Source organism: Rhodococcus sp. IEGM1428, from assembly GCF_050321865.1.
Taxonomy (GTDB): Bacteria; Actinomycetota; Actinomycetes; order Mycobacteriales; family Mycobacteriaceae; genus Rhodococcoides.
The window spans coordinates 426,591-453,370 of sequence record NZ_JBNQFW010000003.1 but is presented as its reverse complement, the minus strand read 5'-3'; the positions used below and the strand labels follow the sequence as shown (position 1 = coordinate 453,370).

30 protein-coding genes are annotated in these 26,780 nt (G+C 63.7%); 13 read left to right on the top strand and 17 right to left on the bottom strand.

All coding sequences use genetic code 11. The features are described from left to right. The first annotated feature begins 121 nt into the window (after nt 1-121). On the top strand, nt 122-529 hold the full coding sequence (locus tag ACQR3T_RS17000) for a fluoride efflux transporter FluC (protein WP_428694242.1): 408 nt from the start codon (nt 122-124) through the stop codon (nt 527-529). Continuing rightward, the gene (locus ACQR3T_RS16995; protein ID WP_428694241.1) at nt 526-891 is read left to right on the top strand and encodes a CrcB family protein; all 366 of its coding nucleotides are present in this window, start codon (nt 526-528) and stop codon (nt 889-891) included. The genes ACQR3T_RS17000 and ACQR3T_RS16995 overlap by 4 nt, the downstream gene beginning before the upstream one ends. A gap of 12 nt (nt 892-903) precedes the next feature. Here the strand turns inward: ACQR3T_RS16995 and ACQR3T_RS16990 are convergent, their stop codons facing one another. The 7 genes from ACQR3T_RS16990 to ACQR3T_RS16960 form a co-directional block, all read right to left on the bottom strand. Continuing rightward, nucleotides 904-1,479 carry a YdcF family protein gene (locus tag ACQR3T_RS16990; RefSeq protein WP_032376183.1) on the bottom strand — a complete coding sequence of 192 codons (576 nt, stop codon included), beginning with the start codon at nt 1,477-1,479 and terminating at the stop codon, nt 904-906. Nucleotides 1,480-1,529: 50 nt separating this feature from the next. Then, nucleotides 1,530-1,736 carry a hypothetical protein gene (locus ACQR3T_RS16985; RefSeq protein WP_032376182.1) on the bottom strand — a complete coding sequence of 69 codons (207 nt, stop codon included), beginning with the start codon at nt 1,734-1,736 and terminating at the stop codon, nt 1,530-1,532. Nucleotides 1,737-1,815: 79 nt separating this feature from the next. Further along, nucleotides 1,816-2,550 carry a MerR family transcriptional regulator gene (locus ACQR3T_RS16980; RefSeq protein ID WP_032376181.1) on the bottom strand — a complete coding sequence of 245 codons (735 nt, stop codon included), beginning with the start codon at nt 2,548-2,550 and terminating at the stop codon, nt 1,816-1,818. 118 nt (nt 2,551-2,668) lie between these two features. After that, entirely contained in the window at nt 2,669-4,192 is a 1,524-nt protein-coding gene (locus ACQR3T_RS16975) for a flavin-containing monooxygenase (protein WP_428694240.1), read from the bottom strand. Then, nucleotides 4,189-5,109 carry a hypothetical protein gene (locus ACQR3T_RS16970; protein ID WP_032376179.1) on the bottom strand — a complete coding sequence of 307 codons (921 nt, stop codon included), beginning with the start codon at nt 5,107-5,109 and terminating at the stop codon, nt 4,189-4,191. The genes ACQR3T_RS16975 and ACQR3T_RS16970 overlap by 4 nt, the downstream gene beginning before the upstream one ends. Before the next feature lies 1 nt (nt 5,110). After that, nucleotides 5,111-5,989, bottom strand: a complete 879-nt coding sequence (locus ACQR3T_RS16965) for an SDR family NAD(P)-dependent oxidoreductase (protein ID WP_428694239.1) — start codon at nt 5,987-5,989, stop codon at nt 5,111-5,113. Beyond that, nucleotides 5,989-6,993 carry an alpha/beta hydrolase gene (locus ACQR3T_RS16960; protein WP_428694238.1) on the bottom strand — a complete coding sequence of 335 codons (1,005 nt, stop codon included), beginning with the start codon at nt 6,991-6,993 and terminating at the stop codon, nt 5,989-5,991. The genes ACQR3T_RS16965 and ACQR3T_RS16960 overlap by 1 nt, the downstream gene beginning before the upstream one ends. Before the next feature lie 112 nt (nt 6,994-7,105). Between ACQR3T_RS16960 and ACQR3T_RS16955 the strand changes: the two genes are divergently transcribed. After that, nucleotides 7,106-8,194 (top strand): 2Fe-2S iron-sulfur cluster-binding protein, encoded by a 1,089-nt coding sequence (locus ACQR3T_RS16955; RefSeq protein WP_428694409.1) that lies wholly within the window; start codon nt 7,106-7,108, stop codon nt 8,192-8,194. A 16-nt stretch (nt 8,195-8,210) separates the two neighbouring features. On the opposite strand, the gene ACQR3T_RS16950 is transcribed toward ACQR3T_RS16955, so the two are convergent. Genes ACQR3T_RS16950 through ACQR3T_RS16940 form a run of 3 tightly spaced genes read right to left on the bottom strand, consistent with a single transcriptional unit; the run spans nt 8,211 to nt 11,263 of the window. Continuing rightward, on the bottom strand, nt 8,211-8,888 hold the full coding sequence (locus ACQR3T_RS16950; RefSeq protein ID WP_428694237.1) for a TetR/AcrR family transcriptional regulator: 678 nt from the start codon (nt 8,886-8,888) through the stop codon (nt 8,211-8,213). Then, nucleotides 8,885-9,706, bottom strand: a complete 822-nt coding sequence (locus tag ACQR3T_RS16945; RefSeq protein ID WP_032376176.1) for an alpha/beta fold hydrolase — start codon at nt 9,704-9,706, stop codon at nt 8,885-8,887. The genes ACQR3T_RS16950 and ACQR3T_RS16945 overlap by 4 nt, the downstream gene beginning before the upstream one ends. A 21-nt stretch (nt 9,707-9,727) precedes the next feature. Continuing rightward, a complete protein-coding gene (locus ACQR3T_RS16940; protein ID WP_428694236.1) occupies nt 9,728-11,263 on the bottom strand; it encodes a flavin-containing monooxygenase in 1,536 nt (511 codons plus the stop codon). Between the two features lie 231 nt (nt 11,264-11,494). On the opposite strand from ACQR3T_RS16940, the gene ACQR3T_RS16935 reads away from it, so the two are divergent. Together ACQR3T_RS16935 and ACQR3T_RS16930 are read left to right on the top strand one after the other, a co-directional pair. After that, the gene (locus ACQR3T_RS16935; protein WP_155292992.1) at nt 11,495-11,656 is read left to right on the top strand and encodes a hypothetical protein; all 162 of its coding nucleotides are present in this window, start codon (nt 11,495-11,497) and stop codon (nt 11,654-11,656) included. 201 nt (nt 11,657-11,857) lie between these two features. Beyond that, entirely contained in the window at nt 11,858-12,448 is a 591-nt protein-coding gene (locus ACQR3T_RS16930; protein WP_428694235.1) for a CsbD family protein, read from the top strand. Nucleotides 12,449-12,500: 52 nt separating this feature from the next. Here the strand turns inward: ACQR3T_RS16930 and ACQR3T_RS16925 are convergent, their stop codons facing one another. The 3 genes from ACQR3T_RS16925 to ACQR3T_RS16915 form a co-directional block, all read right to left on the bottom strand. Next, on the bottom strand, nt 12,501-12,797 hold the full coding sequence (locus ACQR3T_RS16925; RefSeq protein WP_032376174.1) for a hypothetical protein: 297 nt from the start codon (nt 12,795-12,797) through the stop codon (nt 12,501-12,503). A gap of 106 nt (nt 12,798-12,903) precedes the next feature. Beyond that, entirely contained in the window at nt 12,904-13,869 is a 966-nt protein-coding gene (locus tag ACQR3T_RS16920) for an alpha/beta hydrolase (RefSeq protein ID WP_371828295.1), read from the bottom strand. Between the two features lie 177 nt (nt 13,870-14,046). Then, nucleotides 14,047-15,330, bottom strand: a complete 1,284-nt coding sequence (locus tag ACQR3T_RS16915) for a hypothetical protein (RefSeq protein ID WP_428694234.1) — start codon at nt 15,328-15,330, stop codon at nt 14,047-14,049. 78 nt (nt 15,331-15,408) lie between these two features. Here ACQR3T_RS16915 and ACQR3T_RS16910 point away from each other — a divergent pair, with 78 nt between their 5' ends. Further along, a complete protein-coding gene (locus tag ACQR3T_RS16910; RefSeq protein WP_032376171.1) occupies nt 15,409-15,807 on the top strand; it encodes a hypothetical protein in 399 nt (132 codons plus the stop codon). A 93-nt stretch (nt 15,808-15,900) separates the two neighbouring features. Here the strand turns inward: ACQR3T_RS16910 and ACQR3T_RS16905 are convergent, their stop codons facing one another. Beyond that, nucleotides 15,901-17,208, bottom strand: coding sequence for an NAD(P)/FAD-dependent oxidoreductase (locus tag ACQR3T_RS16905; protein WP_032376170.1), 1,308 nt, complete (start codon nt 17,206-17,208; stop codon nt 15,901-15,903). Between the two features lie 190 nt (nt 17,209-17,398). On the opposite strand from ACQR3T_RS16905, the gene ACQR3T_RS16900 reads away from it, so the two are divergent. Beyond that, nucleotides 17,399-18,277: a universal stress protein gene (locus ACQR3T_RS16900; protein WP_428694233.1), complete on the top strand. Its 879-nt coding sequence runs from the start codon at nt 17,399-17,401 to the stop codon at nt 18,275-18,277. A 200-nt stretch (nt 18,278-18,477) separates the two neighbouring features. On the opposite strand, the gene ACQR3T_RS16895 is transcribed toward ACQR3T_RS16900, so the two are convergent. After that, nucleotides 18,478-20,184, bottom strand: a complete 1,707-nt coding sequence (locus tag ACQR3T_RS16895) for a sensor histidine kinase (protein WP_032376169.1) — start codon at nt 20,182-20,184, stop codon at nt 18,478-18,480. Continuing rightward, nucleotides 20,177-20,845 carry a response regulator gene (locus ACQR3T_RS16890; protein ID WP_032376168.1) on the bottom strand — a complete coding sequence of 223 codons (669 nt, stop codon included), beginning with the start codon at nt 20,843-20,845 and terminating at the stop codon, nt 20,177-20,179. Before ACQR3T_RS16890 ends, ACQR3T_RS16895 begins: the two co-directional genes overlap by 8 nt. A 196-nt stretch (nt 20,846-21,041) precedes the next feature. On the opposite strand from ACQR3T_RS16890, the gene ACQR3T_RS16885 reads away from it, so the two are divergent. The 6 genes from ACQR3T_RS16885 (at nt 21,042) to ACQR3T_RS16860 (ending at nt 25,189) form a co-directional block, all read left to right on the top strand. Further along, entirely contained in the window at nt 21,042-21,968 is a 927-nt protein-coding gene (locus ACQR3T_RS16885; RefSeq protein WP_428694232.1) for a universal stress protein, read from the top strand. Nucleotides 21,969-22,078: 110 nt separating this feature from the next. Continuing rightward, entirely contained in the window at nt 22,079-22,603 is a 525-nt protein-coding gene (locus ACQR3T_RS16880) for a DUF1003 domain-containing protein (protein ID WP_230594428.1), read from the top strand. Nucleotides 22,604-22,641: 38 nt separating this feature from the next. Then, entirely contained in the window at nt 22,642-23,238 is a 597-nt protein-coding gene (locus tag ACQR3T_RS16875; protein ID WP_428694231.1) for an Rv1733c family protein, read from the top strand. Between the two features lie 48 nt (nt 23,239-23,286). Beyond that, nucleotides 23,287-24,414 (top strand): cation:proton antiporter, encoded by a 1,128-nt coding sequence (locus ACQR3T_RS16870; protein WP_428694230.1) that lies wholly within the window; start codon nt 23,287-23,289, stop codon nt 24,412-24,414. A gap of 106 nt (nt 24,415-24,520) precedes the next feature. Continuing rightward, the gene (locus ACQR3T_RS16865) at nt 24,521-24,829 is read left to right on the top strand and encodes a WhiB family transcriptional regulator (protein WP_032405493.1); all 309 of its coding nucleotides are present in this window, start codon (nt 24,521-24,523) and stop codon (nt 24,827-24,829) included. 135 nt (nt 24,830-24,964) lie between these two features. Further along, nucleotides 24,965-25,189, top strand: coding sequence for an ANTAR domain-containing protein (locus ACQR3T_RS16860; protein WP_428694229.1), 225 nt, complete (start codon nt 24,965-24,967; stop codon nt 25,187-25,189). A gap of 142 nt (nt 25,190-25,331) precedes the next feature. Here the strand turns inward: ACQR3T_RS16860 and ACQR3T_RS16855 are convergent, their stop codons facing one another. Beyond that, complete coding sequence (locus tag ACQR3T_RS16855) at nt 25,332-26,546, bottom strand: EAL domain-containing protein (protein ID WP_428694228.1); 1,215 nt, start codon at nt 26,544-26,546, stop codon at nt 25,332-25,334. Nucleotides 26,547-26,780 lie beyond the last annotated feature (234 nt).

Below are 26,780 nucleotides of genomic sequence, written 5' to 3'. Positions count from 1 at the left end.
TCGAAGTGCTGGGGCCCGAGGCCCATGTCGTCCACAGTCACACGGCGACTTTACCCTGGTCCGCCCTCGCCGACTTTCTTACGATCGGCCGAGTTGCTCGACTCCCATTAGGCTCGCTTCGGTGATCGAGGGACTGCAGGGAACGGACCGCCGTCGATCGATCGGTGAGTACCTCGCGGTCACTGTCGGCGGTGTAGTGGGTGCGGCGATGCGGTACGAGGTGTGGACGTGGCGCTTCACGCCGCGATGGCTGTTGATGAGCACGTTCGGCGTCGATGTGTTCGGCTGCCTCGTGGTCGGAGCCGCCCTGGGTTATCTGTCGGGACGATCGGCCCCCGTTGCCCGCGCCGGAGTGTTCGGGCTGGCATGCGGGTTCACCACCTTCAGCCTGTATGCGCTCCAGGCGGTGACGCACCGCGGTGCCTGGAACTCGGTGGTGTACCTCGTGTTCACTCCCGTGATCGCATTGATCGCCATGGCCATCGGCGCGGCTGTAACAAGACCGACCGCAAAACCGGGCAGCCGATGACGACCATCGTCCTCGTGGCAGTCGGGGGCGGACTGGCAGCACTCCTCCAATTCGTGTTCGCGTTCGCGATCACGTCTCGCCGCCGGTTGTCCGCGCTCAATCTGACGGCATGTGCAGCGCTGGGGCTCGTGTTCGCAATCGATCCACCGGACGCTCTCAGGTCTGTGGTCGGTATCGGCTTCCTGGCCTCGGTGGCTCCGATGGCGGCACTGGCATCGGTCACGATCGGACTCGCCCGACAGCGGCGGTATCGGAGCGCGGCAACCTTTTTCGCCGCCAATGTCGTGGGCGGTATCGCTGCGGCGATGTTCGGATTCCTGGCCTGGAAGTCGGGCGTCACGCTCTACTACAAGATCGTCTGAGCCCCACCGGGGTCAGTCGCTCGCCGAGTCCTGGCACGACCCCTGCACGCCGGCCTTGACGAACCCTGCAATTTGGTAGAGGTACGTGAACTCCCACTCGACGAGGGAGAAGTCGTAAGCGCGTGGCGTCGGACGCATCGTGACGGTGCCGTCGAAGCACTGGTCGAAGATGTACCGGGCGCGGGGCAGGTGGTAGCGCCAGGTGACGACGATGACGTGGTTCCACCCGCGCTCGCGGGCGAGCTCCTCGGTGAACATCGCCTCTCCGCGCGTGGTCGACGGAGTCGGCGGAATACACAACACCTCGAACTCGGCAGTGGACGCCGCGCAGGCCTTCTTCATGGTGGGGTCGCTGGATCCGTACGGGTCGGAGAGCACCACCGTCTTCGCCAGACCCTGCTGGGCAAGAGAAATGCCGTAGGCCTCGCGGCCGTCGTGCTCGCCGCCGAGTACCACGATGGCATCCGCGGTGGTCAGCGGATCGACGCGGGCTTTGGTGAACGCGACGTATCCGCCGACGCCCACCAGCGACACCAATACAACCGGGATCGCGAAGGCGAGAAGCAGCAACAAGCGTCCACGGAACACCTCACCAGGTTAGGGAAGGTGTTCCGTGTACGCGCGGTCAGAGACTCGAATCACTCACTCGGCTGCGGGACGGTGACGTTGCAATCGGTGACCTCGGGGTTGACGCCGAAGTAGTTGAGCGGTCCCGCGACAACGGTCAGAGCGATCGTGCCCGCGCCTGCGCAGTTGTCGGGTGCGCTCTCGAAATCTCCACGCTGGTACGACGCGAATGCGCCGATGATCAGCCAGACGAGAACGATCAACGTTACGAACCTCATGGTGCCCCCTTAGGCGGTCAGCCGCCGTTCGGCTGTCGAGAGTTACGTATGTCCGATTGTCGCAGTCTTCAAACCGCAGTCATTCGTTCTGTCTGGACAGCGTCTGCGACAGATAGTCGCTCAATGCCTGTTCCTGGACGCGATCGAGGGCGCGAGCCAGCTCTGCCTGCGCAGATTTCATCGCCAGGCTGCGCATCTTCTCGAACATCTCGGTCGTCTCGGCCACCTCTCCGGACTTGGGAAGCCAACCCGGACCGTGTCTCGCGGCCAGATGGTCGGTCACGCTCCCCACCATCGACTCCGCGATGGCGTTCATCTTCGACGCGGTCCGCTCGTGCTGGTCCAGCAGCTGTTCGAGGGTGAAGCCGTACTGGCTCAGATCGACGAACACCTCGAGGAGAGTGGGGTCGAGGATCTCGGCCTGATCCCCGTCGATCCTGATCAGTTTCGCGTCGATAAGTCGGGCAACGATGTCGTTGTTGTCCTCACCGAGAAACTGCGCAATCAGTTCGACGGGAATGATCGTGGTCTCGGCCGACGACCACTTACGAGTCACGATTTCCTGCAGGCCCAGGATCTCTTCCAGGTCCTTGCCCTGCTCCCAGCCGGCGAGAAAATCGGCAATGTGCGCCGAGGTGAAACCCCGCTGGAGCAGCGAGTCGATGACCTTGAGCCGCGTCAGGTGATCGTCACCGTAGATACCGACTCGTCCTCGGAGCGTGGGCGGCGGCAGGAGGCCCCGCTCTTGGTACGCCCGCACGTTGCGAGTGGTCGTCTTGGCCTCTCGAGCCAAGTCGTCGATTCGATATTCCACCGAGCTCCCTACCTCCGCCGCGCGTCGACTCACAGGATATACGTCGACCACGCGGCGGAAGGAACTTCCGAATCGGAGCCCGAACGTCATCGCAGCGACAAGCGTGCTCGCGAGCGATTCAGGAGTGGGCGACGGCCCGTGCCTGTTCCCGCGGCAGGTCGACGCGGCGCGGAACCATGGTGAAGTCGCCCTGTTCGACACCTTTGAGTTGGTTGACGTACTGGGTGGCGAAACCGGGGAACATGGTGGCGTTGAAGCCGTCCTCGGTGAGATACCAACTGCTGCAACCGGAATTCCAGGTCGTCTTGGCCAGTTTGCGCTGCATGTCCTCGTTGTAGGCATCCTGGACGTCCTGTCGCACATCGGCGCTGTGCAGATTTCCCTCGAGCACCAGGGAGATCGCCTCGACGATGTAGTCGATCTGAGCCTCCATGTACACCAGTGCCGAGCTGTGTCCCGGACCGGAATTCGGACCGAAGGTGAAATACATGTTCGGGTAACCCGAGACCGCAATACTCTTGTACGCCTTGGCCCCTGCGCTCCATTCGTCGGCCAGCACGCGGCTGTCGCGCCCGGTGATCGGTATGGGCGTCCCGGTGTTGGACACGTCGAATCCGGTGGCGAACACGATGGCGTCGAACTGATGCTCGATGCCTTCCACGGTTCGAATTCCCTTGGGCGAGAGCGTTGCAATCGGCCAGGTCACCAACGTGCAGTTCGGCTTCTGCAGTGCCGGGTAGTAGTCGCTGGTCATCAGCAGTCGCTTGCAGCCGGCTCGGAACCGGGGTGTCAGCTGCCGCCGCAGCCACGGATCGCGAACCTGAGAACGCAGATGGGCGCGACCGACCAGTTCGACGATGCGCGTCAACGGGGTCTTCCACACGACACCGAGGGCAACGGACTCGTGGCCCCAGAACCACAGCGCACGCGCCAGGGTCTGCGTCTGCGGGTAACGCGCATAACGACGCTTTGTGCCGGCCTGCGTCTTTCGATTGACTCGGGGCAGCGTCCAACCCGGGGTACGTTGGAAGACCTTGACCGTATCGGCGATCTTCACCAGTTCGGGAACGATCTGCACAGCGCTTGCCCCGGTTCCGACGACGGCGACCTTCTTACCCTCGAAGTCGTAGTCGTGATCCCAGCGAGCACTGTGAATCTTGTGCCCCTCGTAGGTGTCGATGCCGCGAATGTTCGGCAGGCTGGCGTTGGCGAGCGGACCCGACGCCATCACCACCGTGCGCGCCCGAACATCGGCGTGCCCGTCGATGCTCAGGTGCCAATGCCCGGAGGCCTCGTTCCAGATGATGTCGACGACGTTGTGACCGAATCGAATACGCGATTCGATGTCGAACTCGCCGACCATCGTGTGGATGTATTCGAGAATCTCACCGCTACCGGAGTAGGTGTGCGACCAGTTGGGATTGGGCGCGAAACTGTACGAGTACAACCTGGACGGTATGTCGCAGGCTGCGCCAGGATAGGTGTTGTCGCGCCAGGTTCCGCCGACTGCGCTGCCGCGTTCGAGGATGGCGAACTTCTCGATTCCACTGTTGCGCAGGCGGATAGCGGTACCGATTCCAGCGAATCCTGCACCGACGATCACGGCGTCGAGTACGCCTTCGCGCACGTCGAACTCGCTCATGCGACGGGCTCGTAGGTCAGTTCCTTGGCCCAGGTGGGCTCGGAATTGAGAGTCTTGGTCGGGTACCGGCGAGTGAGCTTCACCAGGCCGTCCGCAAGGCGGTGGTATGGATGCTTGCGGTTGATCACAATGCTGCCGTGCCACTGCACGATTCGATACATCGGCACGCGCAGCGCCTCCGGGCTTCGCTGCCCCACACTGCGGAATCGCTTCATCGCGGTGTACAGGCGCTCCTCGTCGACACCCATCTCCACGATGTTGTCACGCATCTTGTTCAGCAGCGGGATGTACCGCAGTGTGCCGACGATGAGGGCCGGGTTCATCCAGGCACCGACAGTGTCGACAAGGATCTTGCGCATCCGGGAATGGCCGAGCAGCTCGATCACAGCGAAATCGACGGCGAGATGGCGTGATTCGTCGGAGTTGATCTTCTTGAACACGGCCTGACACACCGGGTCGTCGATCTCGTCCATGATGAACTTCACCAGCGCACCGTCCAACGCGACCTCGAGCATCGGAATGACGGTGCCCAGTACGGCCAGGGACAGCCCGTCCGAGTGCTTGTCCAGCCAGTCGATCACGAGCTTGACGTTGATGTTCGGCTCGGGCATCTGATCGCCGTCGAGCATTCCCCAGCGCCGCATGAGAGCGAGCTCGGCGTTGGCGTGCTTCTGCTCCTCGGCGTGGAAGTAACGATAGATCTCTGCCAGCGTCTCGTTCGGAGCCTTGAGCGCCATCGCTGCGAATCCGCGAGCACCCACGTTCTCGATCCACATCAGATCGGACATGAAGGGCTTGAGCTTGGCGTGCAGTTCGGGGCTGATGGTCTCGGCTCCCGGGCCGTCCCAATCGATGTCGGCCAACGCCCACTGACGGTCCTTGATCTTGGTCAACATGTCTTCGAAATCCATTGCCATGTCAGGCTCCTGAGGTTGTCGAGGTGAGGGATTCGTTCTTCGCCGGCTCCTGCTCGGCGGGCATCACACGATTGAGCAGTCCGAGAAAACGCACATACACGGCGGGCAGCAGTCTCTTGAATCGCCAGACGGCTTTCGCGTCGAACTGGGGCACGACGTAGAGCCGACCCCGGTCGAAGGCGTCGAGCGTTCGGGCGGCGATCTTGTCCGGCGAGCGTCCGGTCCAGCGCATCGCGAACTCGGCCAGCCGGGACGAACTCGCCGTGATCCGGCCGTCGACGGCAACGTTGGTCTTGACGAAGGTGGGGCACAGAACCGACACCCGCACACCGGTACCCGACAGTTCCGCCGCCATCGTTTCCGACAGGCTCATCACTGCGGCCTTGCCGACGTTGTACGGACCCATCAGCGGTGCTGCAGCAAAGCCGGCAGCGGAGGCGACGTTGATGATTCCGCCCTCACCTGCAGCTCGAAGCGCAGGAGTGAACGCCTCACAGCCGTGGATCACGCCCCACAGGTTGATCCCCAGTGCCCAGTTCCAGTCCTCGAAGCCGATGTCTCCGACGGCCTTTCCGCCGATGCCGACGCCTGCGTTGTTGATGAGCACCGTGGTGGGTCCGTCGAATTCGATGCCGGCACGCAGCGCCAGTTCCTCGACGTTCTCGCGGATCGACACATCGCACTCGACGGCATATCCGGTGGCCCCGAGTGCGTTCACCATCGCGACGGTCTCCTGCGCCGGCGGCAACGAGATGTCGGCGCACATGACGGCTCCTCCGCGCCGAGCCAGCTCGAGTGCGAACGCACGGCCGATGCCGCTTCCTGCACCGGTCACTACCGCTCTCGACCCGTACGAGGGTTTTCCGGCCTTGGTTCTCATCAGCTCACCTGTTCCTTCGAATCATTTTGTACAACTTGACTGTCGAGCGCATGGGCGATGAACTGGGCGGCATGCCCGAGCGCATGCTCGGCCTCGGGTATCAACCTCGGGAGAGCTTGGAACACGTGCATCTGATCGGGCCAGATCTCGAGTTCGCTTCGTCCGCCGGCCGCGTCGATCATGGTGTGCAGGTGCCGCGCATCGCCCCGCAACATCTCGGCTCCACCCACCTGGATCAGGGTGGGTGGCAGTTCGCGCACCAGTGCGAGATCCAGCCGGAGACGCGGGAGATTCGCATCGTGGCCGTCGGTGTAGAGCGCCACGAGTCCTCGCGCTGCCATCGCCGAAATCATCGGGTCCTTGCGCGTGCGCTCCATCCGCGCCGAGAGCTCGAAGTCGAGGTCGATCAACGGCGAGAACAGCACCATAGCTCCGGGTTGTGGCGTCCCGGTTCGGTCGTTCTCGATGATCAGGTCGGCAGCCAGGTGTCCGCCGGCGGAGTCCCCGGCGAGGACGATGTTCGCTGCGTCGTACCCCTGGCCCCGTAGCCAGCGGTACGCGGCTTCGAGGTCGTCGGCCGCGGCAGGAAAGGGATGCTCGGGGGCCAGGCGGTAGTCCACCGTGAACACCGGCAGGCCCGTGGAACTGGACAATCTTGCGGTCAGACCGCGATGCGTACGCGCCGAGCAGATGACATATGCGCTGCCGTGGATGTAGAGAATCACGCGCGGCTCCGGAGTCAGTCCGGGCGCACGCACCCACTCGCCACGAACCGGGCCTTCCGCCACGAGGTCCACCGTCGTTCCCTTCGGAACCGGACCGAACAGGTTCATCGAGGTAGCGACCAGGCGTCGGGAGAACTCGATGCCGCCGCGGGACGTCGGAAGCAGGTTCGTCATCGGACGCAGAGTCAGCCGAGTCATCAAGGCAGCCAGACGAGTTCGTCGAGACCCGGCGCTGAATGCGCCGCGAGGCAGGTGGTCGGCGTCGTTGGTCGGAGTCACGTCATCACTGTCACCCGCTATTCGCCATTTGTCAATGGCCTATTAATTAGTGGCGGAGTATGTAACAGTGAAGACCGACACCGAAAGCGCAAGGGAGCGAGCACACGTGACGATGTTCAGGAGCGGACCATCGGCGGACCTCGATCCGTCTGCCATCGGTTCCGAGGACAGGATCTTCGAGTTGGAGATCGCCGAGGTGACCTGTGAAAACGAGGATGCGATCTCTCTCGGTTTCGCGGTTCCCGAGCACCGGGAAGACCAGTTTCGGTACGAGCCGGGGCAATTTCTCACCTTGGAGATCCCGTGCACCGACGGTGGCTCGGTAGCCCGTTGCTACTCCTTCTCCAGTTCCCCGGTCCGCGACCAGCTTCCTACCGTGACAGTCAAGCGCATCCAGGGCGGGCTGGCATCACACTGGTTGCACAACAACGCTGTTCGCGGGATGCGCCTCAGGGCACTGAAGCCGTCGGGCCTGTTCGGACCCGAGAGCTGGGACGCGGATTTTGTCCTCATGGCCGCCGGCAGCGGGATCACCCCGATCATATCGATCATCAAAACTGCCCTGTTCCGGCACGACAATCGGATCACCCTCGTCTACGCCAATCAGAACCGCGACTCGGTGATCTTCGGGGAGCAACTGACCGAACTACAGTCCCGCTTTCCCGATCGTCTCGAGGTGCACCACTGGTACACCTCGGATTCGGGGCTACCCACCGCTGCCGGACTGGCCTCGATGGATACGACAGTTCCGGCCGAATGCGAGGCCTTCCTGTGCGGCCCTGCGCAGTACATGAACGTCGCCGAGGAGTGGCTCACCCGCACCGGCACGACGGCGCGCAGAACACATCGAGAGGTGTTCTCCTCCTTCGACTCCAACCCGTTTCGCACCGCCGACACTGCGTCGCCTCACGAGACGGATGCGAACTCCGTCACCGCTCAGGTCGAAATCGACGGAATGGAGACCGAGTTCGCCTGGAATGCGGACACCAAGTTGCTCGACCGACTTCTCGAGTTGGGTCTCGACCCGCCGTACGTGTGCCGCGAAGGAACCTGCGGCGGTTGCGCGTATACCCTCACCGAGGGCACCGTGACCATGCTCGCGAACGAGACTCTCGACGAGCACGAACTCCAGCACGGCGTCCGATTGGCCTGCCAGTCCGTGCCCGATTCCACGAGCGTTCGCGCGGTGTTCGAACGCTGATGCTTCAGGAGGGCGCTCAGCCGTCGAGCGTCAACGAGTGAGGCTTCGAGGCAAAAGTCGCAGCCGATCCCGCGGCGCGCGCTATCCCCGCGATTCCGCCCCAGACCATCATGGTGAGGTAGTCGACGAGTTCGTCGGCCGTCATCGTTCTATCGAAGATCCACCAGTGTGACGCCAACCGGACCGCACCGATCATGGCGAACGCGATGGGCATCGAGCCGGCCGTGGAGAAATCGCGCTCTCGAAATCTCTCGGCGATGACCGTCGCCAGCAAGTCTGCGATCAGCTCCTCCGCCGCAGTGATGATGTCCTGATTGCCGCTGACTGCACTGTTGGCGTGGACGTAGATGTAGATATCGGGATCGGTGGCCACCGTCGTGACGTAGGCACAGATCACTGCGCGAGTGAGTTGGTACTCGTCGAGGTCCTCGGAGATCGCGTCCTGGATCCGAGGCACCAGTGCAGTCTCGACGTATCGAGCCATCGCAGCGTCGGCGAGACCCTTCTTGTCGGTGAAGTGTTTGTACAGAACGGTTTTCGAGACACCGTTCGCCGAGGCGATGGCATCCATACCCACGTCGTGTCCGTGCTCACGAATGGCTGCCAGGGTGCGATCGAGCAATTCACGCCGCCGGGTGATTCTGTGGTCGCGCCACCGGTGGCTTCGTCCGTCGACCTTGACCGCCACGCTCATGCCGACTGCGATACCGCTCGTGATCCCCGCAGCAGAATCGACGCAACCAGCTCGGGATCGTCCGACATCGGCACGTGCCCGAGACCCGGGTACGTCGTCACTTCGGCCTGCGGAAAGGTTCGACGCACCAGCGGTGCCTGATACACCGGCAGAACCAAGTCACGACGCCCCCACGCGACGGTGACGGGAACGGTCTCGTCGACCGGAATACTGAACCGCGGCACCGCATTTCCGGCCGCATCGATCGCGCGGTTGGTGGTGATGCTGAGCGCGTCGATCGTGGCCGTCTTCGCCGGAACTCGCCACGGCTTGGCGTAGAACACACCGTTGGCGACAGTGCGTCCGACGACCGAACGCATGATTGCGGGCGCGATGGGGCTGATGATTCGAGACAAGGCCCGCAGCAAACGAAACACCAGCAGCGCCCGCGTCTGATCCCAGTGGCCGCGGAAGAAGCCGGCCGGCGAGAGCGCTGTGGCCGAGGCAACCGACCCACGGGCGGCCAGTTCGAGTGCAAAGTACCCACCCAGCGAATTTCCGGCTACGTGTGGCTTCTCGCCGTCCACGGCCACGTGCTCGAGAAAGCGCTCCAGTTCGGCCACGATCCATGGACCGAGATCGAATGCCTCGGTGGGGAGTTCCGGTGAATCGCCGTGGCCGGGAAGATCCACCGTCACCACTCGCCGGTGCCGCGCCAGTGTCTCGATGACACTGTCCCACGCGTGTTGCCGGTGCACGATGCCGTGGATCAGCACCAGAGTGGGCCCCTCACCGCGGATGGTGTGCGCCAGTGCGGGACCGTCGATCTCGAAAGTCATTGCGATCCAATCTCTTCTCGTCTACCCGGTCCGAACGTCCACCGATGCGGGATCGGCCACCGTCGCAGGCACGGTTCGCCCGAACGTCATCGATTCCGTCAGGTCGTCGAACCGCGCGTCGATTCTGTCGAGAATATAGTTCTGCCGCACCGACCAGGGCCGTTCGGTCCCGGATTTCGGTAGCTCGTTGAGAGAGCGGGTGACGTATCCCGACGCGAGATCGACGACCGGCCGGGATTCCACCGGCTTGCCTGCCCGGTCCGGAATCGCATGGGTATATCCGTGAGAGCGCATGTACACGAGCAGTTTTGCCACTGCCTTGGCCGTCATGTCGGCCTTGAGCGTCCACGATGCATTCGTGTACCCGATGCACCAGGCAACGTTGGGCACGTCTTCGAGCATGTGGCCCTTGTAGACGAACTTGTCGTGCGCCTCGAACGGCTTTCCGTCCAGAGAGAGCTCGATGCCGCCGAATGCCTGCAGTTTCAAGCCCGTTGCGGTGACGATGATGTCGGCGGGGATCTCGTCACCCGATTCCAGTGCGATGCCGTCAGCGGTCACCCTGGCGATCCGGTCGGTCACCACGGTCGCTCGGCCGGAGCGAATGGACTTGAAGAGGTCGCCGTCCGGCACGACAGACAACCGCTGGTCCCACGGGGCATATGTCGGGTCGAAGTGCTTGTCGACGTCGTATCCCCGCGGTAGCTGCGCCTTCGTCATCGCCCGGAACACCCTGCGGGCCGTCTTCGGTGCGCGTCGGCACAGTTGATACGAGCCGACCATCAACAGTGCGTTTCGCCATCGCAACGCACTGTGCGCAAGCTCGTCCGGCAGTACGCGCCGAGTGATCGTGGTGAACGGATCGGTCATCGGTAGTGATGCGATATAGGTCGGTGAACGCTGCAGCATCGTCACCGACGCGGCGTCGGCCGCGAGCGAAGGCACCAATGTGATTGCGGTTGCACCGCTCCCGATCACGACGACCCTCTTGCCGGAGTGGTCGAGCCCTTCCGGCCATTGCTGGGGATGCACCACCTGCCCGGTGAACTCGTCGAGCCCGGGAAGGTCGGGGGTGTACCCACCCGAGTAGTCGAAGTATCCGGTGCACAGGAAGACGAATCGACTGCGGTAGGTCGTGGGAACGCCGTTCGTCAGGGCGTCGACCGTCCACAGGTCCGTCGACGAATCCCAGTTCGCGGCCGTGACCATGGTCGAGAAGTGTGTGTGCTCGTCGATACCGTTGGCGTAGGCGGTATCGACGATGTAGTTGCGGATGTCCTCGCCATGAGCGAGCAGAGTGTCCCCCTGCCACGGCGTATGCGGGAACGAGAACGTGAAGATGTCGCTGTCCGAACGAATTCCGGGATATCGGAACAGATCCCAGGTACCGCCTGCCCGCTCACGACCCTCGAGGATCGCGTAGCTGAGCTCGGGTGCCATCTGCTGCAGTCGATACGCGGCGCCGACGCCCGATATGCCGGCACCGATGATGAGGACGTCCATGAAGTTGTCGACAGAACTGTCGACCTCTGGCCATCGACCTGCATTTGTCGTCACGTCACGCCTCGCTGTCTCCCCGAGCACCTTCGCGATTAGACCGATCGAGCAAACAATCGCGACCTACATCACACAATGTGCCATTGACGAATGGCTATGTCAATGGCACCGTTCACAACACCCGAAGACAGGAACTCTCATGAATCACATGCCCTCCGTCAGAAGTGGAGCTCGCGGAACGACCCGTGGGCTCATCCGATGCGCCGCCATCGCACTCGGGACCAGTGCCCGATGACTCCTGTGGTGGTCGGGGTCGCAGGAGTCATCGCCCTGATCTTGCTCACCTCGCGCGGCTCCGGTTTGGACTTCGACCGACGTTCGGTCTCGATGGCCTACGCGTCGGGCACAGCGCGCGCGTCCCGCCGAACGCACTGGCTCCGCTCGAGGACATAGGCGTCTGTCGGCTACCCGAGATGCCCGCGGGACATAGGGGCGACGTCGGCCTCGAGCCTGCCCGCCGATAGTGACCCGAAACACGCCCCGTCGGACGTATGTTTCGGAGCGTCGATTTCGACTCATACCTATCGGCGTCGTCCGCGACGCCCCCAACTCCGGGTTTGCCGGAGATGACCTACACGAAAGAGGTACGCACCGATGGCCGACTTCATCGACAAGGCTCAGCACAAGGCAGAGGAACTGGCCGGGACTGCGAAGGAGAAGGTCGGCGAGGCCACCGGTGACGACAGCCTCCGCGCCGAGGGTGCAACGGATCAGGCCAAGGCCAACACCCACCAGGCCGCGGACTCCGTGTCCGACGCAGCCGAGAACATTGCCGACACCGCTGCCGATGCCGCCAAGGAGGCCAAGCACGCAGCCTCCGATGCGGCCGACAAGGCCGCCGACGTGGCAGAGGATGTCAAGAACACCGTCAAGGACAAGGTTCAGAACGTCGATGTCGACGACGTGAAGGAGAAGGCCTCCCAGGTCGCCGACAAGGCAGCCGACAAGGCCTCCGCCGTCGCAGACGACGTGAAGAACACGGTTCGCAACATCGACAGCGACGATGTGGCCCAGGCCGCGAAGGTCGGCACTCCGGTCATCGCCGCCATCGCAGCGGCAGCCGGAGCCGTCGCGTTCGTGCTCATTCGTCGCCGTAACCGCCGCCGCAGCGCCGCGCACCTGTTCGTTCCGTCGAAGCGCACCACTCGCAAGCTTGCCAAGAAGGCACGCAAGCACAGCTTCTGAAGGTGATTGCACGAAAGCCCCGCCTCGTGTTCGAGGCGGGGCTTTTGCGGCTCTAGAGCGGCTTGAGCGCCCGGCTGGGCACCCAATGCGTGACAGTTTCACTGCGATCGCGTGACATCAGCTCGTACGTGACTCGGCCCAGCCAGTCGCCGTCCACGGTGATCGACCATTCGACCAGATCGCCCGGCACCACGCGTCGAACATCGAATCCTTCGGGGTTGAACTTCGACGCGTGGTGTGGTGGTAGTGGGTAGAGAATGTTCAGGTCGATCCATACCTTCAGCGGTGGTCGGAGCAGCTTGAAGGGGCGCACGGCGGACGCCGGTCGAGGTTGCGCGCGCCGTGCCATCGTTCGATCATACGTTCGATTACCCACCTCGATCCACACACCCGGCAAACGAACAACGGCCCCTCGCACATGATGCGCGAGGGGCCGTTGACGTGTTCTACGGAGATCAGATACCGAGCGATCCCGCCAGGAACGGCCAGGACTTGTGCAGGTCGTCCTGCCAGTAGCCCCAGGAGTGGTTGCCGACCGGACGGAAGTCGACGGTGGCCGGAATTCCGAGCTGGTCGAGACGCTTCGCCAGGTTCGACGTGCAGAAGTTGGTGGCCACCTCGATACCGCCGCCGACGATGACCTGGTTGGCGAGAGTCGCCGGGTCGTTGTTCAAACGCGGGTTCGCATAGGTGTCGTTCGGAATACCGGGCAGGCCGCTGCCGGTGCTCATGTAGATCTGCGTGCCGCGGAGCTTCTCTGCGTTGAGCAGCGGGTCGTTCTCGCGCCACACGGGGCCGTCGAGCGGTCCCCACATGTTCTCGACGTTGCCGCCGCCGTACGTCTCGACGACGAGCTTGACGAACTGCTGTCCGATCGGGTCCGAGGTCTGTGCGCAACCGCTGTATGCCGCGACGCCGGTGAACTTGCCCGGGTACTTGATCGCGATATTGAGGACCGAGGTACCCGTCATGGACAGCGCTGCGAGCGACTGGCGACCGTTGGTGTCGAACTGAGCATCGATCAGCGGGGGAAGCTCTTCACCGAGGAAGGTGCTCCACTTGTTGCTGCCGAGCTTCGGATCGTCCTGCAGCCAATCGGTGTAGTACGACCACTTCCCCTTCTGCGGAGTCACGATCCAGGCGTTCTTGTCGGAGAGGAAAGCCTCGGCGTCGGTCTGCGACTGCCACGAAGCGGCATCCTCGCCGCCACCTGCACCGTTGAGCAGGTACAGCACCGGACGCGACACGCTCTCGTCGGCAGGCCGCTGCACCGTGACGGGAATGGTGCGGTTCATCGACGCGGAGAACACCTGCAACTGCACCTGGCGGTTGTCGAGAGTGCTCACCGACTCGATCCGGGATCCGTTGCTCGACTGGGTCGTCGAAGCGGGCAACTCGTCCGCGGACGCGACGGGCGTCATCAGCGCGGTCGGAAGAATCGCCACTGCGAGGGCGACGGCCGTAGCCGAACCGATTCGCCGGAAGCCGTGTCGTCGAGATCGTGGCACGCTGTTTCACCTTTTCGTCGAGTTACACCGGTCGAGTTTCTACATCGGCCGAAGATGAGGTGACGTTACCTCGAGCAAACGTGCCGAGCGTTATGGACCGGACGAATCCGAGACGCGATCGTGATGCTCGCGCTCGACCCTCGAACCGAGGACGAGACACACCAGGATGACGATCACCGCCACGACAACGCCGACGGGAAGTGGCGATTTCAACCAGACAATGGGCGGCACATAGTCGTCGGATGTCCCGTCCACCCAACCGAACACCCGCGGCGGCACGGGTGCCGACACCGAGAACAGCGTCAGCACGAACGGCACGAGCGGACCGATAGTCGACGCCACTACCCGCGTCGCTCGTGCCGATCCGATGAGCAATCCGACAGCGACGGGGTGCAGCACGCAATAGAACACAGTCCCAACGGCATTGATCGAGTCGTCTCCGATCGGCAGTAGACCGGCGGCCGTCACGACGGCCAGCAGACCACACGCGGCTAGGGTGAGGTCGCGTCGCAGGCCCACTCCCATCGCTCCGACGAACAACACCGCGGCCACGACGAATATCCACCACGACGCATCGCCCCACCCGAGCGCATTGACTCCTGATGCCGCTATCGCCAAGCCCGACATCATGTATCGACCGTCGCGGCCACCGAGGTCGAACGCGACACCGTATGCCACCAAGACGACGATGGCGACGGCGAACATCCACGTGGCCGCCGTCGACGTCGTATTGCCCAGATAGATGTAGACCACCAGACAGACGAATCCCAGCACGAGAGCGGCTACTGCGTCGGAGGTTTCGAATCGGCCCACGGATGCCCGCCGGACGGCAACGAGCAGCACGACAGTGGTTGCGAGAAGGAGGAGTAGCGGGACCGTGGATCCCACCAGATACGGTCCCGGCAGTACGTCCATCCATCGACCCTCTCGCGGTCCGCGTAGCTGGGAGATCGCGCTGTAGAACAACATCGAGCCCAGCAGTCCTCCAGCGATACCGCCCGACGGGAGCCTGCGTCCACCGGCGATGAATCCGCAGATGCCGACCAGAGCGCCGGCACCGAGCGCATTGGTCGTCACCGCTTGATTGGCCGCGATCGGCACGAAGGACGGCAGTGCCACCAGCAGCAAGCCAAGAACTGTTGCTAAGGCAGCGGATATCCGGGGGCGACGGCGATGGACCATCACGAGCACGAGCACCGCCGTCAGAACAGTGAGAGAACCTGCCCACTGCGCGGTGACGAACGCTCCGTACCACTTCCCCGTCGACTCAATGTGGAACACATCCTGGCCGAGCGATTCGCGAATCGAATATCCGGCCACGAATCCGCCGATGGCCGTGGCCACTACGGGCAAAACGCGATCCGCTGCAATCACGCGTTCAATCTAGAGGGCTTCCCAATCGACAGCCATCTGTGGTCTATTCAACGCGAACCCAACGTCAGGAGTGCGCCCATGTTTCGTCGTATCGCCGTCACGGTTGCTGTCGTGGCAGGTGCCGCCGCACTCGGAGTCGGTACCGCCAACGCCGACGAGTGGCCCACTCCGCCGCCGTATCCGAGCCCGACGGCTCCGCAGGACGTCGCCGGAGTGTTCCTCACGCCTCAGGACCCGGACTACTGGAATCCCTTCGTCAGCGAGAATCGACTGACCTCGCCCTACGGCAACAGCACCCGCATCGTGTGCACCGGATTCCACGGGGTGCTGCTCGAATGCTGGCAGGCCGATTCGAACGGCAACCCGCACAAGCTGATTCAGTTGAACATGGACTACCCGGGTTCGACGGGCCACCTGCTCCCCGGCGGCGGCCCAGGGCACTTCGTCTACCCCGGCTTCATCCCCGGCATCGGCTGACCCGGTCGACGCCAGCAGCAACTGACGTCAGTGTCCACTATTCGCGCCCGAAAGCGGGATTCCGTGTGAGGGTGCAAATAGTGGACGCTCAGGTCAGTTGTACGGCTTGCGCGCCGTTGCCGGGTCGCCGTAGGTGATGGCGCGTTCGCGTCGGGTTCCGGTGGCCAGGGTTGCGGCCCAGTTGATCAGCGTCCCGACGCGATTGCGGTTGCCGGCCAAGAACGCGATGTGGATGACGCCCCACGATACCCAGCCCAGGAATCCCGACATCTTCAGCGGCCCGGCCTGCACCAGTGCGTGTCCGCGCGCGATGTAGGCCGCGGTACCGAGGTCTCGATACTTGAAATCCGAACGCGCAGCACCGGATACGTCGGCCGCGATCGCCGCACCCGCAGCTTTACCGCCCTGCATCGCCACTTCTGCCACTCCGGCGAGCTTGTTCAGCGACATGATGTCTCCGACGACGAAGACGTTGCGGTGTCCCGGGATCGACAGGTCGGGCTGCACGGCGATACGTCCCGATCGGTCCTGCTCCACGCCCATCGCGTCGGCGAGTTGCTTCACGAACGGAACAGCTTCCACGCCTGCGGTCCACAGCACTGTGTGCGTGTCGTAGCGAGTGACCGTCTTCGGTTCGGCCTTGGCCGTCACTTCGACGTCGGTGGCCGTGACATCAGTGACGTGAACCCCGAGATGGGTTTCCACTCCGACGGTGTCGAGGGTGCGCTGCGCCTTCTTCGTCAACGAGTCGGGAAACGATTCGAGTACGCGGTCGCCGCCGTGAAAGAGGAGCACGCGAGCTTCCGACGGGTGAATCGAATCGAACTCCTTCGCCAACGCCCTGCTGGCGAGTTCCCGTATCTGGCCTGCAAGTTCGACGCCCGTCGGGCCTCCCCCGGCGACGGCGAAGGTGAGCCACGGCCGACGCTCCTCGGCGGTGGGCAGGGATTCGGCCATCTCGAAGGCGGAGATCAACTTTCGGCGAATCGCGAGGGCGTCGTCCAGGGTCTTCATGCCCGGTGCCCACTGCACGTATTCGTCGTGGCCGTGATAGGCCTGCTGCATTCCGACGGCGACGACGAGGTATTCGTAGGGCAGATCGAAGGTCGACCCGTCGAATCGACTGGCCGTCACCACTCCGCCGTCGCCGACGGCGGTAACGGACGTCGCTTCACCCAGTGCCACATACACGTTCTTCTGTTTGCGCAGCAGGTGACGTAGTGGGCTGGCGATCGAGCCCTCGGACACCAGACCGGTGGCGCACTGGTAGAGCAACGGCTGAAAGACGTGGGAGGTACCCCGCTCGAGCACGGTGACATCGACGTCCTCGTTGCGCAGACGTCGCGCAGCGTGAAGTCCGCCGAATCCGCCGCCGAGCACCAAAACCCGTGGACGTGCCATCTGAACGTGCTCCCTCGAACCGACCTGCGGAGATGGATTCCCCGAGTGTCGAGCGTACTCGCGGCCACGCCCGCCGAAGGCAGGGACTTCCGCTGCCATCGGAGGGACCTCCGCCTCTGGCTGCGATGGGTCCGATCCAGCCATGCTCGAGGCGTATCGGCACACGACAGTCAACGGACGGGAACACATCATGAATGCATCGAGCCGAGTCGTCGTCGGAGTCGACGGATCTGCCACATCGCTCGACGCGGTCCGCTGGGCAACACGCGAGGCGGTTCGACGCCACGCCCCGCTCGAGTTGGTCACGTCGTCACTGTTCGCACCGGGAACCTACGGCGATGCCATCAGCCTCCGCATCGGCGCGTTCGCAGATCCGGATGTCGAGGCCAAGCGGGTACTGACCGCCGCGGTCGACGTTGCGCACAAGACCGCGGCAGGCAATTCGCTGATTCTCGACACTCGTCTCGAACATGGCTCGGCTGCAGGTAATCTGACGCACTTCGACGTCGCGCCGACGCTGATCGTCGTCGGTTCGAGGGGACTCGGCGAGTTCACCGGTGGCCTGATCGGGTCGGTCGGTACCGCCGTCGTGTCGCACGCGGCATGCCCCGTTGCAGTGATCAAGTCGAACATCGTCAGCGACGGCCCGGTCGTCGTGGGTGTGGATTGCACGTCCAACAGCCAGCCCGCCATCGGGTTCGCGTTGCGGGAAGCGTCGATGCGAGGCGTCGACCTCGTTGCCGTGCATGCCTGGAGCGATCTCGAGCTCGGGAGTGTTCTGACGCGCGACGAGGAGGGGCCATGGGCCGATTCCGAACTCGCGGAGAAGACATCACTGGCCGAAAGCCTGGCCGGGTGGTCGGTGGACTACCCCGACGTCACCATCCACCGCGTGGTGGTTCGAGACAGGCCCGTTCGCGAACTGGTCCGCGCGTCCGAGAATGCGCAGCTGATCGTGGTCGGTAGCCGTGGCCGGGGCGGATTCGCCTCGATGCTGCTCGGATCGACCTCGCGCGCGGTGCTGCATTCGGTCGATGTTCCCGTCGTCGTCGTACCCACGAACCGATGAGCGCGCCCGCCACCGAAACCACCTACAGCTCCTACGAACTCGACGCGGACCTACGCTACTGGGCGGCGGCGACTACCTCAGGGGTTCCTCTCGGTGGTGCGCCGCTAGTTTCGGTACCTTCATCGAGAACGCTACGAGCGCACACCCACTCGACACAGCGGTGGGAGGTCATCGAAAGAGGTGACGAACGGCTGCACCCGTCAGGGCAGCGGCACCGACCAGCTCACTTCGGTGCCTCGGCCCGAAGCCCCTGGGCCTATCGTCATCGATCCACCGCATTCGACGGCCCGCGCCCCGAGGTTGGACAGCCCACTCGAGGTGGTGTCCTCGGGCATTCCGATGCCGTTGTCCGACACGACGATATGCAAGTCGTCCCCGACCGACAGGGTGACTGTCACCGTGTCGCAGTGCGCATGATGGACCACGTTGCTCACCGTCTCACGGACGACGGCAACGGCATGATCGGCGAGCTTGGTGTCGATGACCGACAGTGGCCCGAACATCCGCACGACGGCACGGATATCGACGTTCTCGGTGAGTTCGAGGACCGCGCTGTTTATACGCTGCCGCAACCGTGTTGCCGAGTGTGATGTGCTCTGCAAGTCGAAGATCGTCGTGCGGATGTCCTGCACCGTGTCCTGCAGATCGTCGATCGTTCGCGACAATCGCTGCCTGATGTCCTCGGATTCGGCGCGCTGCAGGGTGCTCTGTAAAGCCAAGCCGGCAGCGAAGATTCGTTGAATCACGTGGTCGTGCAGGTCGCGGGCGATGCGGTCACGGTCGGACAGCACTTCGAGTTCGTGCATCCGACGGGTGGCGTCGGCCATCTGCATCACCAACGCGGCCTGGTTCGCGAAGTTCGAGACCATGTCGAGCTGGGTATCGTCGAACAGACCTTTGCCTTCCTTGCGGAGCACCACCAGAACGCCGCTGACTCCGTCGGACACGCGAAACGGTGAAATCAGTGCGGGACCGAAGACAGCGTCCACACCGCTCACCTCGTATTCGAGGCGTCCCTTTCTCAATGCTGTTCTGCGTCGAAACGCCACTCCCGTACTCGACCCCTCGATCGGAATGACAGCACCCACCATTCGATCCGCTCCGGCTCCTTCGCTGACCGTCACGACGAGTTCGGTGACATCCTCGAACGGTTGGTCGGTGTCCTCGGGAACCGCAATGAACGCCGCATCGGAACCGGTCAGGTGCAAAGCCTTTCGAGACACCATCTGCAACACTTCGTCGAGATCGGTCCCGGCGAGGAGTTCGGTGCCGATGTCCCGAGTTGCTTCCATCCATGCCTGGCGTGTGCGTGAGTCCTCGTACAGCCGGGAATTCTCGATGGCGATGCCGGCGGCGGACGCCAACGCCTTGGTGACGACCTCGTCGTCCTCGGTGAACTGCTTGCCGTCCTTCTTCTCGGTGAGATAGAGATTGCCGAATATCTCGTCACGAACCCGAATCGGCACGCCGAGAAAGGTTTTCATCGGAGGATGGTTCGGCGGGAATCCCACCGACTCCGGGTGCGCACTGAGATCGTCCAGGCGCAACACGTTCGGCCGGTCGACGAGCAGTCCCAGCACCCCGCGGCCGGTGGGGAGCGGGCCGATCGCGACGCGGGTGTCCTCGTCCATACCGTGGTTGATGAACGCACTCAACCCGTGGCCTTCGCCCCGTACACCGAGGGCGCCGTATCGAGCGTCGACGAGTTCGACAGCCGATTCCACGATCGAGCGCAACGTCACCTCCAGATCGAGGCCGGAGGTGATGACGAGCATGGCGTCGAGCAGTCCGTCGGCTTGAACTCGGGCATCGGCGATCCGGCCGATCCGGTCCTGCACCTCGGCGAGCAGTTCCCCGAGTCGCAACTGCGGCAACGAGGATCCGGCATTGCCGTGGCGGTCATCCATCTCGCGACCCCGGTTGGCCGGTCACCGGAGCTACATCGGCAAGTTTGGACGCGTACACCGCAGCCTGGGTGCGTCGCTCCATCCCGAGTTTGGCGAGCAGCCGCGAGACGTAGTTCTTCACCGTCTTCTCCGCCAGGAACATTCGGGCGGCGATCTGCCTGTTGGTGAGGCCTTCTCCCAGGAGGTCCAGGAGTGTTCGTTCCTGGCTGGTCAGATGGTCGACCGGACCTGGGGTGGCCGTTCCGGCCCGCAGTTTGTCCATCAGGGCCGCTGCCGCGCGATTGTCGAGCAGCGACCGACCGGAACCGACGTCCTTGATCGCTCGGGTCAGTTCCATGCCGGTGATGTCCTTGACGACGTAGCCGCTCGCACCCGCGAGTATCGCGTCGAGCATGGCTTGGTCCTCGGTGAACGAGGTGAGCATCATGGTCTTGAGGTTCGGCAGACGATCGAGAAGTTCGCGGCACAGTTCGATGCCGTTGCCGTCGGGCAGTCGCACGTCGAGCACGGCAACGTCCGGCTGCAGGGCCGGAATACGAGCCAGGGCCTGAGCGCAACTGCCCGCCTCACCGATGACCTCGAGGTCGGGATCGGAATCGATCAGGTCGATCAGACCGCGTCGCACGATCTCGTGATCGTCTACCAAGAACACCGTGACCACCGCGGCACCTCTCAACTGCGTCCACAATGGACGCCTCGACCTCCGAGCCTACGGGTCGCGCGCAAGGGCAACCGGACCTTTCGTCACCGAAACAATGGACCAAAGTCCTCTGTGTCGGTGTTGTTCTCCTGCGGCGCCTGAGGGTGCGCGGGGCGTCTGATGGTTGTTCCGACACCACGACCGAGGAGGTCACTCGATGGGTTCATTCCCGACCGTCGTCGGAGTCGACGGATCAGCTGCAGCCCTGGATGCAGTGCGCTGGGCTGTGCTCGACGCACGGTTACACCTGTCCGACGTGCTACTGGTCTCGGCGATTTCGCTGCCAAAGGCTCTGACAGGGGTAGGAATTCTGCCCGAACCCGTTGTGCAGCAATCGAGATCGGAGATCAGGAGTATTCTGGACGAGGCCGTGGAACTCGCGACTCGCGAGAGCACGACGGTAAGCGTCGACACCGTCTCGTCCGAGAATCCTGCAGTTGCCACGCTTCTCGATCTGTCGGCTACCGCCCGCATGGTGGTCATCGCCACCCGGGGCATCGGCGGGGCCGAACAACGATCACTCGGGTCCATCGGTTTTGCCGTCACCACCCATGCTCGATGCGCTGTCACGGTCGTGCGTGGCTGGTCGGGCGACGGCGTGGACGCGACACACCCGGTGGTCGTCGGCGTGGACGGAACGAAGGCGAGCGCGGCCGCGGTGGCGCTGGCATTCGATGAGGCCTCAGCGCGGTCGGCTCCGCTCACGGCGGTGCACAGCTGGTCCGACGCGGATCTGTCGGTCGGGTTTCCGATTCGAGGATTGGAATGGCCGGAAAATCGGCCTGCTGCCGACGGCCAACTGGCCCGAATGCTCGAGCCACACACCCGTCGATATCCGACGGTGCAGGTGAGAACCGTGGTGGTCAAAGACCGCCCGGTGCATGCACTGCTCGATCACGCGCAGGGCGCTCAACTGGTTGTCGTGGGTAGTCACGGCCGCGGCGGCTACGCCGAGATGATGCTCGGGTCGACCAGCCGGTCGTTGCTGGCACGCGCGCATTGTCCGGTCACCGTCGTCCCGTCGCCCGGTCGCCGACTCGCGCGAATCACCGGCTCCGGATACCTCTATGGGAGCCTTCGCTAGCCGAAAGACCCAGGGAGCAGAGGCTTTCGCCTCTGGTACTCGTCGACGACCTGGACCACACTCGGCACCATGGACAGTGCGGCACACTCTCGATCGAAGACCTGCGAGCAATGAACCTGTGGAGAAGACACCCGGGAGTCCGAACCGGTGACGCACTGACCACCGGCGAACGAGCAGCGGACTACGTTCGGAACGGAATGGGCTCCTGGCCCTTCGTCTTCCTGTTTCTCGGTGTGATGGCGCTGTGGGCCGCCTACAACCAGAACGACGGATTCGACCCGTACCCCTTCATCCTGCTCAACCTGTTCCTCTCGATGATCGCAGGACTTCAGGGCGCAATCCTGTTGATCTCGGCGAAACGCGCGGATTCGGTGAGCAGTGAGGTTGCGGTACACACACTTTCGAACACCGCCCTCCTGCAGGACATGATCGAGGCAAATACCGTCCTCACCGAATCGGTGGCGCAGCTGGCCGCGGAGATACATACGCACGTTTGCCCGTCGGCACACCGTCCCGGCACAGGCACAACCCCGCCGGTCGCGGTCTCTGCTTCCGCATACTCGCAGTCCACAGCCCACGACGGATCGGGACCTTGTGCTCTTGCGCGGCCGCCGCTCCGAGTCGCAGACTCATAGTCGTCGAGATACACATCGGGCCGGACTAGGTGGCGGACATGATCGCAGAACTCGTGCACCGGTGGTGGCGGAGAAGTCCGTGGATCTCCAGTCCGCTGTTGCGGCTTTCCGACAGGATCGAACGGACGGCGGTGTCCGTCGGGGTCGCAATACTCCTGTTGCTCATTCCCGTGACAGCGACAGTCGGTTCGGTGACCTACAGCGCCCTGTCGCTGCGGTCGCAACAGCAACGCGCCCAGAATGTTCGAGTCGATGCCCATGTCATCGACGCCATGAAGTCCGCTCGGTCCGATACCGACGGCGTCACCACTGTGGCCGGTACCGCAACCGTCCAGTGGAGCGCGCCGGATGGCTCCCTGCGCTCGGGCTCGACCGACGTGCCCTCGGCCGTACGACTCGGTGACACGACTCCGATCTGGCTTGATGCAAACGGGGATCTCGTGCGTGCCCCCGGCACAGCGGCCGGGGCCGTCGTAATCGGTGCCGCCACGGCCGTGTTCGTCTGGTTTCTCGGTGCCGTCGTCATCGGCGGCCTCGTCTTTCTCATCACGCGTGCCGGTGACCGTTCCCGTATGCGGCACTGGGACAGGGACTGGCAACACTTCTTGCAGGCTCGTGACCATCCTTCGCGCTAGTGGTGTCGATCGTCCACCCAGACCCCAGCCTGACGTCGGCGCGGTCGCATGACCTTCGAGACGCTTGCCCTGTGTGCCGCGGTGGGATTGTTCGGCCCACTACTGGCGCTGCCGCGCGGGCTTCGGATACCCGTCGTCATCGGAGAACTCGCGGCCGGAATTGCCATCGGCCACACGGGCTTCGGCGTCATCGATCCGAGTGAACAGACACTCAGTTTCCTGGCGCAGGTGGGGTTTGCGCTCGTCATGTTCGTGGCCGGCAGCCACGTTCCCATTCGCGACCCGCGACTACGGGTCGGCCTCCGGGTAGGCGCTGCGCGGGCTGTGGCCGTCGGGCTGCTGGCCACCGCACTCGGCTGGGCCGTCTCCGCCGCATTCGATCCACCACACCTGGGTCTCTACGCGGTACTGATGGCATCGTCCTCGGCCGCGGTCATCATGCCGATCGTCGAGTCCAGCAAGACGGCCACACCCGGGCTGATGTCCCTTCTGCCTCAGATCGCGCTTGCCGACGCAGTCTGCATCGTCGCGCTGCCCCTCGTGATCGATCCACCGCTCGCCGTTCCCGCCGCGCTCGGATCGGCGGCGGTCATCGCAGCTGCCTGCCTGATCTTCGTTGTCCTGCGCCACTTCGACATCACGGGACTGCGCCGCCGAATCCAACACGTCTCTGCCCAGCGCAAGCTCGCGCTCGAATTGCGCCTCAACCTGGTTCTGTTGTTCGGCCTGGCGGCCCTTGCGGTCCACACTCACACGTCGGTGATGCTCGCCGGCTTCTGTTTCGGTCTGGCCGTCGCTGCAATCGGAGAACCGAGACGTCTGACGAAACAACTGTTCGCCATCACCGAAGGTTTTCTGGGGCCACTGTATTTCGTCTGGCTCGGAGCATCCCTCGATCTGCGTGCCCTGGGCAGTCATCCGGGCATGATCGTGCTGGGGCTCGCATTGGGAGGCGGTGCCGTGGCAGTGCACGTTGCCATGCGCCTGACCGGCCAACCTGCCGGACTGGGGATACTCGCGGCAGCCCAACTCGGCGTTCCTGTTTCGGCAGTGACACTCGGAGCGGAAAGCGGCGTCCTGGCTCCCGGTGAGGGCCCGGCCATCGTGCTCGGAGCCCTGGTGACCATCGCGGCAGCGGCCGCCGCATCTCGGCTGGCCGCTCGTCGTACTGCGTGACCCTGCGGGCCTGAGGGCGGCGCAAGGCATTTGAGTGTTTCGAGTTACCCGAGGTGGGGAATGTGGGTCGTGGAACGATCGGCACGACGCGAAACGGATCACCACGATGACAGATGACCAGGTCTGGCGCCTCAAGGGTGCGTGCATCGACGACATGGATGCCTACGACTCGCAGCAACTTCCCCGCCACGGACGCAAACGCGCAGAAAAGGCGTGGCGACTGTGCGCCGATTGCCCGGTGTTGCGTAACTGCGCCGAGCAAACGGCGCGAGATATCGAGTCGGGTCGCATTCCGGTCGGCGTTGTCGTCGCCGGGGCCGCGTACCACGACAATGCGAGCAACGGTCGCCGGACCGACGCGTACCGCACTCTCGAGTTCTTGATCGGTCGACCGCTGTCCAACCCTGCCGCCTGATCACCCAATCGGTCGATAACACTGCGGTCACGAAAAGCTACGAACTCGGTAACGCCAACAGCTCTGTTCGACGCGAATTCGGTGTGTCTTCTCGTCCCTGACCTGCGTCGCAGCAAGTTGCGCAACAATGCTTCCATGACCGCAGCGCACGCAACCCACTTCGGGCTGCCGAACGATGTTCAGAGGGCACTCTCGCAGCGGGCACCCATCGAACAGGCAAAAGGAATGCTGATGGCGATGCATCGCATTTCTGCCGATGCGGCATTTTCGATGCTGGTCGACAAGTCGCAGGACAGCAATCGCAAGCTTCGCGATATCGCGCAGGAATTGGTGGACAGGGCCTCGACAGAACGGTCGTAGCTGAGTCGACCCCGTACGCTGCTTTTTTCAACGTACGGGGCCTGAGCAATGCGGCAGTCCGGACTACTTCATCACCTGCTGACCGGTATGCCCTGCCGTGGCTGCCCGAAACATCCCTTCCGGCACCGCCATCACGGGTATGTCAGAAACGCGCGAGAATCGCACGCGCACAACGGACTACGGTCGCTCGGTCGTACGACATCACGTAGTCGAATTCACGGTCTGCGTCGGCTTCACCACGGTGCAGGTCGATTGCAGCGAGCACTCCGCAGAAGTGTGGTCCGAGCACCACCACGTTCCACTCCTCGACGAGCGAGTCCGTCGGATCGAGAGGTGCATGCACGATGCCACCCTCTTGCACGTATCCCATCCCCACCCCGTAGACGCCGGCATACGAGATCTGCTCGGCCATCGACACCCAGCGTGCACGGCTGGTGGGGGTGAAGTGTTCGGCCCTCTGAAAAGTGCCGAGTACCAACGTTTCCGGTCCAGCGGACGCAGCCTGCATCTCGAGCGACGTGCTCATCGCGACCAACAGGCGCTTGGTGCTTCGCGTGGCGTTCTTTCCTGCGGATGCGATGGCGTACGGCGATTCCAACGCTGTCGCCGGAGTGCTCCACGTCGGGAACGGAGGCATCACCTCGGCGGCGTCGGCCGGAAGCTCTTCGGTCGACTGCGCGGCCGGGTACAGCTCGCCCACCCCGTACGTCGCACCGAGTCCGAGTGCGCGGCTCCGATGCAGCGCCGTATCGACGCCGCTGGCGACGACAACCGCTCCCGTTCGTTCCACCTGAGCAGACACGGCGTGGGCGGTTCGCGCGGTGGACAGGTCGGGACGTGTGGACACCATCGTTCCCGCGAGGATGATCACGTCCGGTTCGATGAGCGGCAGGAGCGTCATCGACTGTGGCCGACGACCGACATCGTCGACGGCGACGACCTTGCCGTCGCGCCGGGCCTTGTCGATTGCCGCGAGAGTACGAGCCGGGCTGTCCACGAGCGCCGCTTCGGTGACGACGACGATGTCGCGGCGGAGTTGCTCCTCGGTGGCGGAGTCGATGGCGGCGAGCGAATCGACATCCATCGAGACGAGCATCGGAAGTCGCACCGACTGCTCGAGTCGAGCGACCCCCCAGGCCAGGGCGTCGAGCTCACGCTTGGCATCCATGGCCCTGGCAGCGCGCTTGAGTGCCTCGGCGGAGGCAAGTGGACCGTTCTCGGGCCCACGCAGCTGCACTTCGATCGCTGCGAGCGCGCCGTTGTCCAGCCGACAGACCGGGGCGAAATACGGCTGCACCGTCAACTCTCCCGTGTCCGTGTCGACTGCGGATCCTGCTTCGGCCAGCGCGAACGTCACAGCACAGTTTGACACGAAAAATCGACCCCCGTCCGGCGGGGGTGGATCCGTGTTTCAAACCTGACTTTCATCAGTTTCTTTTCGCTCTCACGATCGTGGATGACGGAGGTGTCGTGGACGACGTCGCGACTATCTCGTTTGGGTAACTTTGCATAACGTTCCGATAACGGACGCTGCGCCCGGTGGTCATGCCGCCCCGGACTCGTCAACGACAGGAAACCGGGCCGAAAACCC